Annotated in this window: 14 protein-coding genes; 10 read left to right on the top strand and 4 right to left on the bottom strand. The window is 46.3% G+C overall.

The annotated features are described in order from the left end of the window. The first annotated feature begins 22 nt into the window (after window positions 1-22). From CEF13_RS21255 to glpX, 4 genes are all read left to right on the top strand, one after another. Window positions 23-901 carry a carbohydrate ABC transporter permease gene (locus CEF13_RS21255; RefSeq protein ID WP_102713755.1) on the top strand — a complete coding sequence of 293 codons (879 nt, stop codon included), beginning with the start codon at window positions 23-25 and terminating at the stop codon, window positions 899-901. 127 nt (window positions 902-1,028) lie between these two features. After that, on the top strand, window positions 1,029-2,762 hold the full coding sequence (locus tag CEF13_RS21250; protein WP_102713753.1) for an extracellular solute-binding protein: 1,734 nt from the start codon (window positions 1,029-1,031) through the stop codon (window positions 2,760-2,762). Between the two features lie 169 nt (window positions 2,763-2,931). Continuing rightward, complete coding sequence (locus CEF13_RS21245; protein ID WP_102713751.1) at window positions 2,932-7,680, top strand: carbohydrate binding domain-containing protein; 4,749 nt, start codon at window positions 2,932-2,934, stop codon at window positions 7,678-7,680. 271 nt (window positions 7,681-7,951) lie between these two features. Next, window positions 7,952-8,923 (top strand): class II fructose-bisphosphatase, encoded by a 972-nt coding sequence (gene glpX / locus CEF13_RS21240; protein ID WP_102713749.1) that lies wholly within the window; start codon window positions 7,952-7,954, stop codon window positions 8,921-8,923. Between the two features lie 449 nt (window positions 8,924-9,372). Here the strand turns inward: glpX and CEF13_RS21235 are convergent, their stop codons facing one another. Together CEF13_RS21235 and CEF13_RS21230 are read right to left on the bottom strand one after the other, a co-directional pair. After that, a complete protein-coding gene (locus CEF13_RS21235; RefSeq protein WP_102713747.1) occupies window positions 9,373-10,053 on the bottom strand; it encodes a TIGR00266 family protein in 681 nt (226 codons plus the stop codon). Window positions 10,054-10,088: 35 nt separating this feature from the next. Next, on the bottom strand, window positions 10,089-10,628 hold the full coding sequence (locus CEF13_RS21230) for a phosphatidylglycerophosphatase A family protein (protein ID WP_102713745.1): 540 nt from the start codon (window positions 10,626-10,628) through the stop codon (window positions 10,089-10,091). A 131-nt stretch (window positions 10,629-10,759) separates the two neighbouring features. On the opposite strand from CEF13_RS21230, the gene CEF13_RS21225 reads away from it, so the two are divergent. From CEF13_RS21225 to rdgB, 3 genes are all read left to right on the top strand, one after another. Then, window positions 10,760-11,809 (top strand): GerMN domain-containing protein, encoded by a 1,050-nt coding sequence (locus CEF13_RS21225; protein WP_102713743.1) that lies wholly within the window; start codon window positions 10,760-10,762, stop codon window positions 11,807-11,809. A gap of 239 nt (window positions 11,810-12,048) precedes the next feature. Next, window positions 12,049-12,786 carry a ribonuclease PH gene (gene rph / locus CEF13_RS21220; RefSeq protein WP_102713741.1) on the top strand — a complete coding sequence of 246 codons (738 nt, stop codon included), beginning with the start codon at window positions 12,049-12,051 and terminating at the stop codon, window positions 12,784-12,786. 5 nt (window positions 12,787-12,791) lie between these two features. Next, window positions 12,792-13,454, top strand: coding sequence for an RdgB/HAM1 family non-canonical purine NTP pyrophosphatase (rdgB, locus tag CEF13_RS21215; RefSeq protein ID WP_102713739.1), 663 nt, complete (start codon window positions 12,792-12,794; stop codon window positions 13,452-13,454). Window positions 13,455-13,565: 111 nt separating this feature from the next. Here the strand turns inward: rdgB and asnB are convergent, their stop codons facing one another. After that, a complete protein-coding gene (gene asnB / locus CEF13_RS21210; RefSeq protein WP_102713737.1) occupies window positions 13,566-15,410 on the bottom strand; it encodes an asparagine synthase (glutamine-hydrolyzing) in 1,845 nt (614 codons plus the stop codon). Window positions 15,411-15,558: 148 nt separating this feature from the next. Here asnB and CEF13_RS21205 point away from each other — a divergent pair, with 148 nt between their 5' ends. Both CEF13_RS21205 and CEF13_RS21200 read left to right on the top strand, forming a co-directional pair. Further along, on the top strand, window positions 15,559-15,891 hold the full coding sequence (locus CEF13_RS21205) for a hypothetical protein (RefSeq protein ID WP_102713735.1): 333 nt from the start codon (window positions 15,559-15,561) through the stop codon (window positions 15,889-15,891). Between the two features lie 25 nt (window positions 15,892-15,916). Further along, complete coding sequence (locus tag CEF13_RS21200; protein ID WP_102713733.1) at window positions 15,917-16,273, top strand: carboxypeptidase; 357 nt, start codon at window positions 15,917-15,919, stop codon at window positions 16,271-16,273. A 250-nt stretch (window positions 16,274-16,523) separates the two neighbouring features. Here the strand turns inward: CEF13_RS21200 and CEF13_RS21195 are convergent, their stop codons facing one another. After that, window positions 16,524-16,844 carry a methyl-accepting chemotaxis protein gene (locus tag CEF13_RS21195; protein WP_280531315.1) on the bottom strand — a complete coding sequence of 107 codons (321 nt, stop codon included), beginning with the start codon at window positions 16,842-16,844 and terminating at the stop codon, window positions 16,524-16,526. Window positions 16,845-16,928: 84 nt separating this feature from the next. Here CEF13_RS21195 and CEF13_RS21190 point away from each other — a divergent pair, with 84 nt between their 5' ends. Then, window positions 16,929-17,537, top strand: coding sequence for a P-loop nucleotide/nucleoside kinase family protein (locus CEF13_RS21190; protein WP_102713729.1), 609 nt, complete (start codon window positions 16,929-16,931; stop codon window positions 17,535-17,537). Window positions 17,538-17,647 lie beyond the last annotated feature (110 nt).

Here is a 17,647-nt window from a genome sequence, read left to right as displayed (position 1 = left end):
AAAGAGAGGAAGGAGAAACGGCATGTATCACAAAACATCAGGTTATAAAGCATTTTCGATTTTTAATTATATTTTGCTTGCTGTCATTTGCGTATCCTGCGTCATCCCACTGCTTCATATTCTTGCGGTCAGCTTAAGCGCCAGTTCGCCGGCTAACGCCAATCTCGTCAAGCTTTGGCCGATCGGCTTTAACTTTGATGCTTATGCAAAAACATTAAATAATGATAATTTCCACAATGCCTTGTTCGTTGGGCTTAAGCGTACGGCGCTTGGCACACTCGTCGGCATGACACTGATGATTCTGGCAGGCTATGCACTTTCGAAGGATGGGCAAATTTTTAAGAGCCGTTCTTACTACACTTGGTTTTTCCTCTTTACGATGCTGTTCAGCGGTGGTATTGTTCCTTCGTACATGCTTATCCGCAATTTGGATTTAATGAACACTATTTGGGCGCTTGTTCTCCCAGGAGCCATCAATGTATTCAATATGGTACTGCTGATGAACTTTTTCCGTGCAGTTCCCAAGGAGCTGGAAGAAGCGTCGCTAATTGACGGGGCAGGACAATTCCGAACGCTATGGAGTGTGTTTTTACCGATATCGATGCCTGCGCTTGCGACCATTTCATTATTTACAATGGTTACACATTGGAATTCATGGTTTGATGGATTGCTATATATTACAGATTATAGAAAATATCCATTATCAACCTTCCTGCAAACGATTATTGTACAGCAGGATTTCAATAAAATTAATCCCGATGTCAATGAGCTTAAGCATATTTCACAACGCACGGTGAAATCCGCTCAAATTTTTATCGGAACGCTGCCGATCTTGCTCGTTTACCCGTTCTTACAACGATATTTCGTGAAAGGGATCATTTTGGGGGCCGTTAAGGAATAGTGCAAGAAAAAGGCATCAACAACAAAATTATGGTCTTTCGAAGCAGTAAGGCGAGCAGTATATTGGATACAGACGATATTACATATATCGTAATTATTAACAAAATATAACTTACGGGGGTAAAGGCATGAAGAAGTGGCTTTCGGTCTTATTGGTACTAACATTTATGCTTGCAATCGCGGCGTGTTCTGGGAATAACGCGAACAAAGGAACAAAAAGCCCTGCAGCAACAAACAAAGCAAGCAACGAGCCAGCTAAGGTTGAAGGGGGCAGCTCTGAAGGCTTTGCAGACGGCAAATACACGACACCGATTACGTTAACAACAGTATGGGGACTTAACCAAAACGGATCTATCTTCAAAGAAGGCGAAACGATTGAAGATAATGTGCATACCCGTCTAATCAAAGAAAGACTTGGCATCGATATTAAGTACAACTGGGTTGTTACGAATACAAATGACGCTTACAAAACGAAGCTGCGCCTTATGCTGTCATCTGGCGAGGAAATGCCTGATGTAGTAACGTACCGCGGCGACATGGAAACGGTTAATATGCTGATTGATTCCGGACAGTTTATGCCAATTGGCGATTTGGTTGACAAATATGCGAATGATACGTACAAAGCGGGCCTTGATCTTGATCCAACGATCTGGCTGCCTATTACTCGAAATGGCGACAAAATGGCCTTGCCTATTTTGGATTACGCTTACAACGCAGACCACGTCATGTGGATACGCGAGGACTGGCTGGAGAAGCTTAACTTGAAAGCTCCAACGACAATTGCAGAGATGGAGACCGTTATGGAAGCGTTCGTTAAGGGAGATCCAGACGGCGACAAAAAAGCAAATACGATTGGTCTTGCAACAGGCTTCAAAAACGGCTTCGCTAACTGGATGACGGATATCGGATTCGTATTCGGTGCCTACGGCACAATGCCGGGTCAATGGAATTTGACTGCTGATGGAACACTGGAGCATGGTTCTATTAATCCAGCCGCCAAAGACGCATTATCGAAATTAAAAGAATGGCTGGACAAAGGCTATATTTCGCAAGACTCTGCCCTGCTTGATGAATCGAGGGGCTCCGAATTGTTCACAAAAGGAGAAGCGGGCATCATGTTTGGACCGAACTGGCTTCCAGCATGGCCTTTCCCGGATCTGCTGAAAAATATTCCTGGCGCTAAATACAAAGCATATCCGATTCCTGCAGGTCCAGACGGCAAAATCGGTTCCGCAGGCGGCAATCCGCCGGCAAACGGTTATGTGTTCGTTAATAAAAAATCAAAAAATCCAGAAGCAATCCTGCACTACTATAACTGGTTCTTCGATAATATGGCTAACCCGCAGCCGGGCAGCGAATTCGAGAAGGGCTTTGCAGAAGGTTATGATTATGCAACGCTTCCTGATGGCTCGATCACAGCGGATATTGCGAAGTATCCGGAGCTATTCCCAGGCCTTAAAGACCAAACGGCGCCACCGCTCTTCTATTCCATTACTTTTGAAGGCGCTCGTATCCCGACGTTGTATGCAGAGACACATGTAAAGCTTGCTGGCGGCGCTGATCCGGTAACTCCTTATGAGAAGCAAGAATTCACTTCTCGTTTGAAAGAAAATACAGATGCAATGAAGGTTGTTATGGACCAAAATGCAATTCGAATGAAGAACTACTACATGGGTCCTTTAACTGAAACGATGCAAAGCAAAAACGAGCTTCTCAATAAGCTGCTTAATGAAACTTTCAACAAAATCGTTTATGGACAACAACCCGTTGATTCATTCGATACGATGGTAGGAAACTGGAAAAAATCTGGCGGCGAGCAGATTACGAAGGAAGTTAACGACTGGTACAACAGCGTGAAATAAACAAATGAGTTAGAAGCAGCATCTATTTAAAGCAGTAACAGTTTAATAGACCGAGCGAACAGCCTGTCACCTTGCAGTTTCATCATTGAGCTGAAAGGGGCAGGCTGTTTATTTTGCTCTAAAAGAAAGCGTTATCATTCAATTTACTAGAGAGGAAGTAGAAAAAAACATGAAGAAACAGATTCTTTCAGTCTTATTAGTATTCATGATGCTGACAAGCAGCTTGCCAATCCTTAGCGCGGCGAACTCAGCAGCGGGAGAAGATTCCGTACATTGGGGTGAAGATTCGCTACAGAAATGGATATCGAAAGGGATGCTTGATGGCTATCCGGATGGGGGTATTCAGCCTGACCGTCAAATAACACGAGCTGAATTTACGAAGTTGGTCAATACCGTATTTCGATTGAATGCGAAAGGCACAATTTCCTTTACAGATGTTCAGGCTGGTGCGTGGTACAGCAACGATATTATGGCTGTTCAGGGAGCCGGATTTATATCGGGCTACCCAGATGGCAGCTTCAAGCCCAATACGCTTATTACGAGGCAGGAGGCTGCGAAAATAACAGCTGCGCTGTTTCAACTGCAATCCTTGAAGGGGAGCGGGCTAACCGGCTTCAAGGATTATGATCAGGTGCAGTCTTACGCGAAGGCTCCGCTTGAGCAGCTGCTGGCTGGAGAATACATAAAGGGCTATCCAGATGGAACCTTGCGGCCGATGAGACCGATTACACGTGCGGAGGCGGTCACACTGCTGGATAGATTAGCAGCGGAGGTTGTTCTTGCTTCAGGAAGTTATGATCATTTAAGCATCGCCGGAAACACGATCATCAACACGGCAGACGTTATATTGAACGAGGCAGTAATTGACGGCGATTTATTTCTTACACAAGGAGTAGGCGAGGGAGATGTATATTTAAATGATGTAGAAGTGAAAGGAACGGCTTATATCAATGGAGGGGGCGCTAACAGCATTCATTTCATGAATGCGAAGCTCCATAAGGTAGTAGTGAATAAAGCTGGTGGAGCGATCCGCATTGTATTGTCAGGCAAGTCGGTGGCGCAGCATCTTATAGTGGAATCAACAGCCAATGTGGAGATTGATAGAGATGCAAGCGTTGCTTTGTTAACGGTTGAGCCGGGAGTGACGGGGACGAAACTGTCAGTGAAAGGTTCCGCAGCGCAAATTGATAATGGAGGAACGGACACTCTCTTAAACGACATGAAGCTGGCTAGTGGAAGCAGTTTTTCTGTACAGAATGGAATTACCACAAGCAGACTGCCTGCCACTTCCGGTCAAAGCGGAGGCGGAGGTACGACACCAACGCCGCAGCCAACAGATGAGCCGGAGAAGCCGAAAGAGGAATGGAAGCTTGTTTGGAGCGATGAATTTGACGGCAGTGGGGAAAACATAGATGCTAATGGCGTAAATCTTGATAAATGGGCTTACCAGCTGGGTACAGGCTCGGAATATGGTCTGGACGGCTGGGGAAATAATGAGCAGCAATATTATCGTGCTGAGAATATTTCGGTTGCAGATGGGAAATTGACCATTACAGCGAAGGACGATGGTTATGATGGCATGCCATACACCTCCGGGAGAATATATACACAGCCTACCTTCAACAAAACATTCGGAAAATTCGAAGCGCGCATCAAAATGCCGGTAGGCGAAGGCATTTGGCCTGCGTTCTGGATGTATCCGAAGGACAGCGAGTATGGCACATGGGCGGCGTCTGGAGAAATTGACATCATGGAAGCGCGCGGACGCTTGCCGAAAGAGGTTGGGGGAACGATCCATTACGGAAAAAACTGGCCAAACAACAAATATACCGGCGCGTCTTATGAATTCGAAGAGGGAACGGATATAACAGATTTCCATACTTATGGCTTAGAGTGGGAGCCAGGCGAATTACGCTGGTACGTGGATGGCGTTTTGTATCAGAAGCAGGACAATTGGAACAGCTGGGGAGCTGATGAGGCTGCAAAATATACTTATCCTGCTCCATTCGACAAGCCCTTCTATATGATTCTGAATCTAGCGGTTGGCGGCAATTATGATGGCAATCGTAATCCGGATCCATCCCTTCTTCCCGGCAAGATGGAAGTCGATTATGTACGTGTCTACGAACTTGCAGGCAGGCCTTATAAGACGCCAATTGAACCAACGATTGATGAGGAGCCTTATCCGGAGCAATATAAAAAGCCGATTGACGGCAATTATGTTTATGATTCCAGCTTTAATGAGCCATTCCAAATCGTAACGGAGTCTGATCAATCATTGAATAGTGAATACTGGAATTTGTTGTATATCAACACTTTTCAGGGTAACGGATCGGTGACGGTCGATACACTTGATCAAATCAAATATGCCAAAACAGATATTACGTCAGGCGGCAATGCGGTGCACGCAGTCCAGCTCATTCAGAATGTCACACTTGGTAAAGGCCGGTGGTATAAGCTGACCTTTGACGCGAAGTCGAATGCGAATCGGAATATGTCGGTCAAGATTGGCGGCGGGGACAATCGAGGCTGGTCTACTTATTCTGATGTTTTGGATGCAAAGCTGACAGACTCGCTGCAGTCTTATGAAATGGTTTTCCAAATGAAGGATGCTACCGATACGCTTGCTAGGCTTGAGTTCAATATGGGTCTCAGCACAAATCCGGTGTGGATCGGCAATGTTCGGCTGCAAGAGACCGTATCGCCCGATCCTTATAATGAAAACACGCCTAAAGAGCCTTTGAATGGCAATCACATCTATAATGGCAGTTTCGATTTGGGCAGATCGGATCGGTTGACGTTTTGGAATTTTGATGCTGCCGGGGGCAAGGCAATTGCTTCAGTAGATGCTGACATTCGTGAGCTGCATGTTGCTATTACCGACGCAGGAGCTGTTCCTAGCGATATTAAGCTGGAGCAGAAAGGAATTAATTTAATCCAAGGCAATGATTATCAAATAACGTTCAAGGCGAGAGCGGAAGCTGACAGATCCATTCAGGTCGCGGTGTATAAGCAGGATGGAACTTTATATGCTGCGCCGCAGGAAATTAAGCTTTCAACAGAAATGAAAGAGCACACCGTACTATTTACAATGGAGCATCCAAAAGATGTAAGTGGTAAGGTTGCATTTCTGTTAGGCGGTGAGCTAGGTGATATTTACTTGGACGATGTTTCAATGATACGTGTTGGAGAGTTGTCGCTTGATCATCAATTTCCACTGAAAAACGGCGATTTCTCGAATGGGAAAGCGAACTGGAGTGAACATGTGCAGGGCCGCTATGACGGCTGGGATCAGACAACAGCCTTTACCGTAGAGAATGGTGAAATGAAAATATCTCTTGCGAGTGTGGGCAACAACCCGTGGGATGTCATGCTGATGCAGACGGATTTTTCACTTTACAAAGGGAAAACCTATACGGTATCGCTGGACGTAAGGGCATCAACAAATCGCGAAATGGAAATAGTTATCGAGAATCAGAGCAATACTCGCTATTTATCGGAGAGGGTAATGCTGACGGAAGCGAAGCATACGTTCAGCTACGAGCTGCCGGTTCAGAGCGACGTGACAGCATCCTTCAAGCTGCTGTTAGGTAAGCTCGATGGTACGGCTGCATTAGGTGCACATGATGTTTTTGTTGATAACGTTCGTGTAGAGCTGAAGGATGCGCGCAGTGCAGCCTTCCCGCTCAAAAACGGTTATTTCGATGAAGGCATGAACAACTGGAGCACGCACATACAGGGTGTTTATGACGGGGCATCCAGCGCAGTGTTTTCGGCTGATCATGAAGGTGTGAAAGCTGCTATCGCTAATACTGGCGAGAATGCATGGGATATTATGCTGCAGCAAGGATCGCTTGCGTTATTGAAAGGCAAAACCTATATGCTTACATTTACGGCAAGAGCGAGTACACCGCGCCGGATAGAGGCTATTGTTGAGAACAGTGCCTATTTCCGTTATATGAATAAAGCGGTGCAGCTCGATAAGGCGACACAGTCGTACAGCTATGAGTTTACGATGAATAAGGATGATGAGACCAGCTTTAAATTACTATTGGGAAATCAAGCAGGAGTAACGAATGCTGCGCATGAAGTATTCATTGGTAATGTTCGTCTTGAGCTTAAAGGAGCAAAAGAGGCAGCTGGGGAGAAGGTGCGCAGCACAACTACGCTCTCTATGCCACCGGTATTAATTCCGGATGCCGCCGACAATATGCTCGGTTTCGATATAGAGATCACCTTTTCTGATAATGAAGCTTGGAGAACAGCGATTAACGCTGTCTCTGTAAATGGTACGGCCTTGACAGCTGGGCAATATTCAATTAAACCTGGCATCATTGCAATTAACGCAGAGGTATTCACAGTCGATCGGTTTTATGTCATTCAAGTGATGGCAGCAGGCTTTGACGATGCGGGCGCCACACAATTAATTCATGCGGCTGATGGCAATCTTGTGTTGAACGGCGGGATGTCGAGCGGTACTGCCAACTGGGAGCATTGGTTTGGTGATGGCGGAGACTCCAAGTATGAGGTTAAAGATGGAGCAGCACAGATCACCATTTATAATAACGGCGGCATGCACCCGCAATGGAATATTCCAGTAGGCTGGTCTACGCAGCTTAATCAGAGCGGGATCAAGCTGGAAGCAGGCAAAGCCTACGAGCTTAGCTTTAACGCATGGTCATCCGTTGACCGTCCGATATCGATTGAACTTACAGGCTACAGTTCCCAAGCCCTATTATTTAATATTACAGGGGCAGCTGATACCGTTTATAAGAGCACTCTGCTACCGACAACGAATGTCAGTTTGACTTTAAAATTTTTATTAGGCAACGTTGTGAATGGAGCTTTGGCAACGCCTGATGGAGAGCATATCATTTATATCGGTAATGTATCTATTCGTGAAGCTGCTGAAATCTAAACTTGATTCATTCTAATTCTATAGGTTGATATTGCGGTCAAAGAGCGTATCTATACAGGACAAAACCTGTGTAGAACGCTCTTTTATCATTCTATTAACAGATATGAATCTCATAAATAATTAGTACATTACAATAATGATGGTTTAATGAAGAAATGAAATATATATTGCGACATATATAAATATATGATACATATTATATAACGGAAATGACTTTAATATGTATGCTAATGATTTATTCCGTCATAAGAAAGCAGGGGGAGACTGGATTATGGAGAGAGAATTGGCATTAGAACTTGTAAGAGTAACGGAACTAGCGGCACTTGCATCCGCGCCTTGGATGGGAAGAGGCGATAAGAACAGCGCTGATGGTGCAGCAACGTCGGCGATGCGCTCGATGTTTGATTCCGTATCCATACGCGGTACAGTCGTCATTGGCGAAGGGGAAATGGATGAAGCGCCAATGCTTTATATCGGTGAAGAGGTAGGAAGCTTGAATGGGCCTGAGGTTGACGTTGCAGTTGATCCGCTTGAGGGGACGGAAATTGTAGCGAAAGGATTAAATAATGCGATGTCGGTTCTCGCGGTCGCAGGCAAAGGCGAGCTGCTGCATGCCCCGGATATGTATATGGAGAAGCTGGCCTTCGGTCCGGCTCTTGTCGGCAAGCTTTCCATTACGGACCCTATGGATGTCACGCTTCGCAAAGCGGCGGATGCGTTAAATAAAAAAGTGTCGGATCTGACTGTTATGATATTGGATCGAACACGTCATGAAGCTATTGTTAAAGTGCTGCGCAAGGTAGGTGTCCGTATTAAGTTTTTGTCGGATGGTGACGTTGCAGGTGCCATGGCGCCGGCATTTCCAGAGGCTGGCATTGATTTGTATGTAGGCTCTGGCGGTGCGCCGGAGGGTGTGCTGGCTGCGGCAGCATTGAAATGTCTAGGCGGCGAGCTGCAGGCGCGCTTGATCCCGGCTGACGGCAATGAATATAATCGCTGCGTACAAATGGGGATCGAGGACCCTTATCGGGTGCTTACGATGGAGGATATGATCGGAACGGGCGATGTTTATTTTGCGGCAACTGGAGTTACGCCAGGCGAGTTTTTGGGAGGGGTGCAGTATTTCCCTGACCAACGTGCCGAGACGCATTCCATCGTCATGCGAGCAAAGACCAGAACGGTGCGCTTCGTCCGTGCTCTGCATTATTTACCGAACAAAACATTTCTGACGGATTCAAACTAAACAATCGCGATGCTGCTGAAATTGGAATAGTAAATAGCTGGAGCTTTTTCAGTTACTTGATTCGGGAGCAATCTGATTTGAATATAACGTGGGGGAGTTGAGGCGGAATACGTACTGGAATTGAAGGGGTTGTCTCGAATAATCAAAGACCTAAACTATCTCCCCCCTTTATAAAAATTCGATAACTGTAGGAGGAATAAAGCTAGAAACTAGCTCTATTTCTCCAACTTAGCTTATTTTTGAGCAAATAGAGCTAGAAATTAGCTCTATTTCTAAGAAAATGAGCAGATATGAGCTCATACGATAATAGATGAACGAAATAGAGCTAGAAACTAGCTCTATTCCTCCAACCTAGCTTACTTTTAAACAAATAGAGCTAGAAATTAGCTCTATTTCCAAGATAATGAGCAGATATGAGTTCGTTTAGCTTCCATTCTAATTATAAACAGCTAGTTACCGCCAGGTATGAATTTTTTCAACCAGGTACCGAAGCTTTTGGGATTTCGTGATTGAATGAGTACGATGCCTTCGCCTCGGAATCTGCACACTAAGCCTTCTCCGCTCGTTATGCTGGACAACCAGCCCTTCGAAGCTTTTTCAATGGTGTAATTCATATATCCCGGCCAAGCGACTAAATGCCCGTTATCGACGATGACCTCTTCGCCATGACTCAAATTAATAGCATGGATTGCTCCATATGAGGAAAGAAACACGGTTCCTCTACCGCTAATTTCAACGATAAAGAAGCCTTCTCCAGACAATAAGCCTCTACTGAGATTCTGCATCCGCGTATTGACTTCAATTCCACTAGTGCCAGCCAAGAAGCCATCCTTCTGCACATAGAGCTTAAACGAACCGTCAAGCTCAACAGCCTCGATGTCCCCAAGGGAGGGGGGAGCAAGGAGAACTTCTCCTTGACCCCGCATAGCCGTCATTTCTTGGAAGAAAAAGGTTTCACCGCTGAGCATTCTTCCAAGCCCGCGCATGATCCCGCCATCAACGGTTCCCTTAAGATCAATGTTGGGCGACATAGATACCATTGCGCCCATTTCTGCCTTGACATTCTCGCCCGGATTAAGATTAACCTTAAGCATAGCGAAAGAGCCTTTATAGAAAATTTCATAGTTCATAGCATGTCCTCCTCAAAGATAAGCGTTGGCTTCCTTTAATCGAGCGGGGGCTGGGTGACGCCTTCTCGTTCCGCTTGCTTGCGATGAGCAATACGGCTTGCTGCCGATGCCGCAATGGCACCGACGATGTCATCCAGGAATGTGTGGACCTCGCCACTGTTTTTATCATTCAGCCTCACCAAAATGCCTGGTTTCAGCTTGTCAATATAACCGAAGTTCGTAAAGCCGATACTGCCGTACACGTTAACGATGGACAAAGCGAGAATTTCATCGCATCCGTAAAGGCTTTCGTCATGCTTGATCATATCCTGCAGCGGCGGCATCAGTTTGCCTTCTTCCGCAAGAATATCGAGCTGTATGCCGGTTAATACCGCATTTTGCACCTCGCGCTTTGAAAGCACAGCATCCACATGCACGATACAATCCTCAGGCGTTAAGCCAGGGAAATAATCCTTTTGCAAAAAGTGAGTGAGCTCGGCAATTGCCATTTTTGTTATTCCGCGTTTAATGAGCCATTCGTCAGTGGCTTCTGCCACCTTTCGGCTATTCAGGCTGTAAATTTCTGGTTCGTTCATGTTTTTAATCCCCCTTATGAATTTCTGGACAAAACTGGTCTAAAACAGGGAAGGGCTCGTATACATAGTACTACAAATAAGGAGTTGTACAAAGCCGTCAGGCAAAACTTGATTAGGGAGGAAAGGTTAATATGATTCAAAAAAGATGGATTAGGGGTGCTGTGCTTAGCGGTGTTCTGGTTATTCCGATTATTACAGCAGGCTGCGGCTTGTTCTCACAGCAAACAAACAAAACAATCGATCCGCCGCAGGTAGAGGTGAAGGATGGACTAGACGGAGCTCAAACCGGACAGGCAGCCCTGGCTGGACAAGATACAATGACTGTTTACTTAGAGGATTACAACGGATATTTGGCTCCTATTTCGATTCAGACCACATTAGGCAAAAACGAAACTGCGGCTCAGAAAGCGCTGGAAATGATGGTGGAGAACGGGACTTATTCCAGCCTGCTTCCGAAAGATTTCCGTGCTTTAATTCCGCAAGGAACGCAAATCAAGTCTTATAAATACGACAAGGAACAGAAGCTGGCTGTTGTCGACTTCTCAGAGGCCTTCACCGACTACAATGCTCAGGATGAGCGGAAGATCGTTGAAGCGATCACATGGACATTAACGGCTATGCCGGGAATCGAAGGCGTTGAAATCTGGCATGAAGGAACCAAATTATCTGAAATGCCTCTTGATTCCTTCCCGCTGGACAATAAGCTGACAAGAAATATTGGGATTAATATAGAAGCGGCTGACGGAGTCAATTATGCACAATCTACGCCGGTCACGCTCTACTTCTCAGCACAAACTTCAAACGATGAGCAGTACTATGTGCCGGTAACGAGGCTTATTGCCCGTTCGGATACGCCTACAAAAGCTGCGCTAGAACAGCTGATTTCAGGCCCGCTCAATAAAAAAGAGCTGACAGCAGTCATATTGCCAGATGTGAAGATCAACAATATCGCGCAAGAAGGCGATGTTGTCACAGTAGATTTACAAGATGAGGTTTTCCAGTCGGGACAAACCGTACCGACAGAGATGCTTCAAGCGATCGTTCTTTCTGTAACGGAAAATTCGAAAGCCGCTACAGTGAAAATTACGCTCAACGGAGGTTCGAACATCGTAGATGATGCCAACAACTCCTACAGCGAGCCGGTAGGCAGACCGCATCACGTTAACGCAATCAAATCCTAAAGTAAACACATGCAGAAGAAGGCTTTCGGATAAGGTCAATGACCTTAGAGAAAGCCTTCTTTTTTGTTCATTCCCTTTGATTACATGGTTAGCACGAGCGTATTTTACTTTTTCCGCCTCAGCAGATGCATTTCGAATGCTACTTTGGTAAAATAGGATGGATTATGACGTTTGCTTTGGTGATCCATCGGCAAAGTGGATAAAATGACATAAATATGGATTTACTCAGGAGGAAAAGCATGAGACATGACGGGCGGCAAACGAACGAGCTTCGGGCGGTTACCATAACAACAGGCGTAAATAAACATGCAGAGGGCTCAGTCCTCATCGAATTTGGAGATACGAAAGTTATTTGTACGGCGAGCGTCGAGGAGCGCGTCCCTCCTTTCATGAAGGGTCAAGGCAAAGGCTGGATTACAGCAGAATATGCAATGCTTCCTCGTGCAACTCATACGCGCAATATTAGAGAAGCGGCAAAAGGAAAGCTAACTGGGCGGACGATGGAGATCCAACGCTTAATCGGCCGAGCGTTGCGCTCTGTTATCGATCTACAAGCGCTTGGCGAGAGAACGATTACGCTTGACTGTGATGTTATTCAAGCGGATGGCGGAACTCGGACAACTTCTATAACGGGCGCTTTTATTGCTCTTGCCATTGCAATTAATAAGCTGTCAGAGAAAGTACAGTTTGTTCGGTACCCGATTACAGACTTTTTAGCCTCGGTAAGCGTTGGCGTCATCCAAGAAAGAGCTTTGCTTGACCTTAATTACGAGGAAGATTCCAAAGCTAAGGTTGATATGAACGTTGTGATGACCGGCAGCGGCAAGTTTGTTGAAGTGCAGGGTACTGGCGAGGATGCGCCGTTCTCACGTGATGAGCTTAATCAGCTGCTCGCACTGGGAGAAGAAGGAATCGCGGAGCTGATTAATAAGCAGCGCGACGTGCTTGGACCGTTGGCAGCACGCATTGGAGGTTAGCATCGATGGCTAAGCATTCTTTTTTAAGCGGTGATGTTATCGTTGTCGCTACCAAAAACGGGGGCAAGGTAAAGGAGTTCGCACACGCCTTGCAGAAGCTTGGAAAAACGACTGAAAGCCTTCTAGATTATCCAGACATTCCGGATATTATCGAGGATGGTCTGACGTTTGCGGACAATGCACGCATCAAAGCGAAGACTACAGGCGATGCGCTGGGCATACCTGTGCTGGCCGATGACTCAGGTTTGCGCGTCGGGCTTCTGAATGGCGAGCCGGGTGTCTATTCGGCTCGTTACGCGGGAGAAGGCGCTGCGGACAGCGATAACAATGCGAAGCTTCTGCAAGAGCTGGAGCGTATCTGCGGAGAAAGTTCAGAACCGGCTCTGGAGATGCTCGCTGACGGATCACGGCTGCTTAGTAAAGCACAATTTGTTTGCGCATTAGCCTTATATGATCCTGCCTCGGGCCAATTCCTTGAAGCAGAAGGCACGGTGGATGGTTTTATTACAGATCGTGCACATGGTTCAGGTGGCTTCGGCTATGATCCGCTCTTTTGGCTGCCTGCAATAAATCGCGGTATGGCAGAGCTGTCGAAGGATGAGAAGCAAGAAATCAGCCATCGCGGCGATGCGCTTAGAAGGCTGTTGCCGCTGCTGGAGCAATCGTAAACGTACCATATAATGAAACACCCCCGCCCGTATCAAGCCTGCTGAGCAGGATCGATGCGGACGGGGGTGTTTTCATATGGCTGAAGCTCTGCTGCTGTAAGATTAATGATTTTAGCCTATTGTGACTTTATATTGCTTCATCCACAAATTCACCTGATACAAGTAAGCAAACAGCTGAGGGCCGGACATGAGCTGACCGAACCATGGTATATTCGACTTGGCTGTATCAGATTCTGCCAGCTCCCTCACCTTCTGTACATTGATGAGCGGAAGAAGAGGGGAGGAGGAGTCGTTCAGCACATCAAGCAGCAGGCTTTTGACTGCAGTCAAATAATTCGGATTATGCGTTTTGGGATAAGGGCTTTTTTTGCGGGTAAGAACATCATCCGGCAAAACGCCTCGCAGCGCTTTGCGCAAAATTCCTTTCTCGCGATCACCGGATGCTTTAATTTCCCAAGGGATATTCCACACATATTCAACAAGCCGGTGATCACAGAAGGGTACACGTACCTCAAGGCCTGCTGCCATACTCATTCGATCCTTACGGTCAAGCAGGGTAGGCATAAAGCGCGTAATATTTAAATACGACATCTGGCGCATTTGGCGAAGCTGTTCGTTATCTCCTGCTAGATGCGGCACTTCCGCTTTGGCTTCGGCATAGCGATCACCAATGTAATCCAGCGGTTTAATCCAAGCGGCGACATCCGGAGCTAATAGGTCGGCGCGCATAGAAGAAGCGAGTGACCAAGGGAAGGTGTCTGCAGATAGAGCTTCTTCACGATGAAACCAAGGATATCCGCCAAAAATCTCATCTGCTGCCTCTCCAGAGATGGCTACAGTAGCATCCTTCTTGATTTCATGGCAGAACAGCAGCAAGGATGCGTCCACATCGGCCATGCCAGGAAGGTCGCGAGCGAAGGTAGCGGCGCTTAAAGCTGCGACAAGCTCAGGTGTGTCAAATTGAATAGGATGATGGATGGTGCCCAAATGAGAAGTCATTCGCTCTATCCATGGAGCATCGCTGTTCGGCTGAAATGCATGCGCAACGAAGTTCTTATCATTATCCGTGTAATCGACAGAATACGTATGCACGTTGCCTTGCCCATTCTGATTGTAATAGTTAACCGCAAGCGTTGTTAAAGCGCTGGAATCAAGCCCGCCGGACAGTAGGGTGCATACAGGAACGTCAGAAACAAGCTGCCGCTCTACCGTATCCTTCAGCAGCTCTTTTACATGCTCAGCAGTTGCATCTACATCATGCTCATGTGGATGGCTCTCAAGCTGCCAATACGTTATTGTTCTCACTCCTACATGATTCACAACCATGCATCGACCAGGCCGAAGCTCGCTAATTTGTTTATAAACACCATGGCCTGGTGTACGGGCAGGCCCTAGTATAAAGATTTCTGCCAGCCCTTCCGCCCCAACCTCCGGCTTTACTGATGGATGTGCCAATATACATTTCTGCTCTGAACCAAAAATAAACAGTCCATCCTGTGTGCTGTAGAACAGCGGTTTTACCCCAAGACGATCACGGGCTAAAAACAGCTCCTGCTGCTCAACATTCCATATTGCAAATGCGAATATTCCGTTAAATCGCTCTACACATGCTTTGCCCCATTCCATAAAAGCAACTAGCAGCACTTCCGTATCGCAGCTCGTAGTGAATGTTCTTCCCCGGCTTTCGAGTTCTTTGCGCAGCTCGGGAGCATTATATAATTCACCGTTGTAGACAACGACGTATTTGTCATCGCCAGTATGTCGAATCATGGGCTGAGCGCCATTCTCGGGGTCTATTACGGATAAACGCCGATGGCCCAAAGCGCAATGCGCCGATATCCACGTGCCGGAAGCGTCGGGACCGCGCGGTGCAAGAGTTTCAGTCATCTTCTCTAAGCTTTCACTTTGCTTAGTCAGATCACGGTTCCAGTCGATCCAGCCGGTAATTCCACACATTAATCTCATTCCTCTCTTATTCTTCTCAAAGGAGTAATCTAGCGATAATATCAGTTATATGCTGAAAAAAGGGATAAAATGTCTGTCCTAAGGGGGATGCTATGGGAGACTGCAAAAGTAAAGCGTGAAGGAAAGGAGCAAATAAGTGATGGTTGATAATGAGACTGATAATATGGAGCGCAAAACCTATTATGTATCGGTGGCAGCGGGGCAAATATTAGAGGATCAGCATGCGGCGGCGTATGAGCTGGTCGTGAAGATGAACGAGGAAGAGCATGTGAAGCTGAGAGAGCTGTTCGATGAGCTGTCCAGCATGGATGAGGCAGAGATGTATCATTTCTCCAGCAGCCTTTTTGGTTCAGCTAGCGATAAGGAAATGAATGCGGGCTACGATGAGCTCATTCAACGGATTTATAAGCGGATTTATGAATTGGGAACCGATTCGACAAAACAGCATATTGAATCCATGGGGCTGTTTTGACGAAAGAGGCAGGAGGTCGCATACATTGCGGATTGTAGAAGCCCATGTACGAAGGTCTGTTATGCGCAATGGCCTATTATGCGCTGAGGTGGAGGCCGTTACCGACGATAAGGCTGTTCCAGCGGTACTAGCTTATGTCGATTTAACGAGAAATAGTGGTTATGAACTACAAGCAGTCATAAGAAATGATGCAAATACCGAGACTGACTGGTTTGATAATAATATGCATCAAGCTTTCGAGGATATAACAGTCACTGCCTTTCAAAGCGGGAATCAGGAATCAGAATCGGGGACGCGCGAGCTTTTTAAGGAGCAAATTTTGGCTAGTGAAAAGGTAAGACAAAAGCTCGTGAAGCTTCAGGAGCAAATGAAATTGAAATAAATTAACTGCGCCAAGAGGTCAAGTGCCTTTTGGCGCAGTTTGTTTTTTAGTGAATCACTCGTATGTCGCGAACCAAGCTGTCAATTCGCTCTGAGAGCTTCCCCAGCTGGTTAGTTGCAGTGGAGCGCTTGATGGTATGCTCGGACCTGCTGTTCAGTCAATTGTCCAATCTTTCTTGTTTCGCTAGACGATACAGTTGAGAACTGAACAACCTCATTCATAGTCATTGCGATATGCCGAGTGCCAGCTGTTATTGCTGCACGTCCTCGATAATCGTTTTTATTTGTGCCGCAGATTGATTGGACAGCTCAGAAAGCTTCCGTATTTCATTCGCTACGACGGCAAACCCTTTCCCGTGCTCGTCTGCTCGGGCTGCTTCGATCGAGGCATTAAGGGCGAGAAGCTTCGTCTGTCCTGCCATTTCAGCTATAACGGCAGCGATCATACCAATTTGATCTGATTTCGTGCTTAACTCCAATACGCTCTCATTCATGTCCCGAAGCGCACTTGTTATGTGATCCATCTGTTTGTGGGTGCTGCGGATAAGACTGCTTCCTTTATCGGCTAACACTATGGATTGGCTCGCAGTAAATGATTCTATTAAAATAAATTAAAAAGTGATATAATGCTACAAAAATAGTGGAGGGTTTACCTTTTGCAAAAGTTAGTTTTCTTCGTAGGAGTAGCAGGTACAGGCAAGACAACAGTAGCTAGAAAGCTAGCGAAACAAATCCCAGCTGCTTTTCTGGATCGGGATACGATTGGCGGCAGATTTGTTGAGGCCATCTTAGAGATGAAGGGCTTGGATAAGCGCGATCGTGATTCGGATTATTACAAAAAGCATTTGCGCGATTTGGAATATGATACGGCAAAAGATGTATGCATTGAGAATCTGGCAGCGGGCCAAAACGTTTTTATGATTTCCCCGTTCACAGCAGAGCTCAAAAACAAAGAGTGGATTGAAGAGGTCATCTCTGATGCGGGCCTAACGAAACAGGATGTGAATATTAAGGTTGTTGTCGTCACGCTCCAGGATATGGAATTGCAGAGGGATCGAATCATTAGCCGCCAGACTGAGCGCGACCAATGGAAGCTGGACAATTGGACAGACTTCGAGAGGCGGATTGAGTTTGTACCGCAAATTAACTGGGATATCCCCGCATCCTCTATTCTCGTATTCGATAATAGCGGTTTGTTGACCGAGGAGAAGTCAGAGCAATTATATCAGTTCGTCAATGATAAGCATCCAACCTTATCGGTATAAACTTGTTTTCAATCGGAGGTGTCTCGAGAGGTCAGAAATGACTGGAGGGGCAGTTCCGTTTTTTTATAAAAAACAGAAAAAAACCGTTCTTTAACGTACTGGAAGCATGG

The sequence above is a fragment of the Paenibacillus castaneae genome (assembly GCF_002884445.1).
In the GTDB taxonomy this organism is placed as follows: Bacteria; Bacillota; Bacilli; order Paenibacillales; family Paenibacillaceae; genus Pristimantibacillus; species Pristimantibacillus castaneae.
The sequence above is the reverse complement of the archived record's forward strand: the minus strand, read 5'-3'. Positions and strand labels throughout refer to the sequence as shown.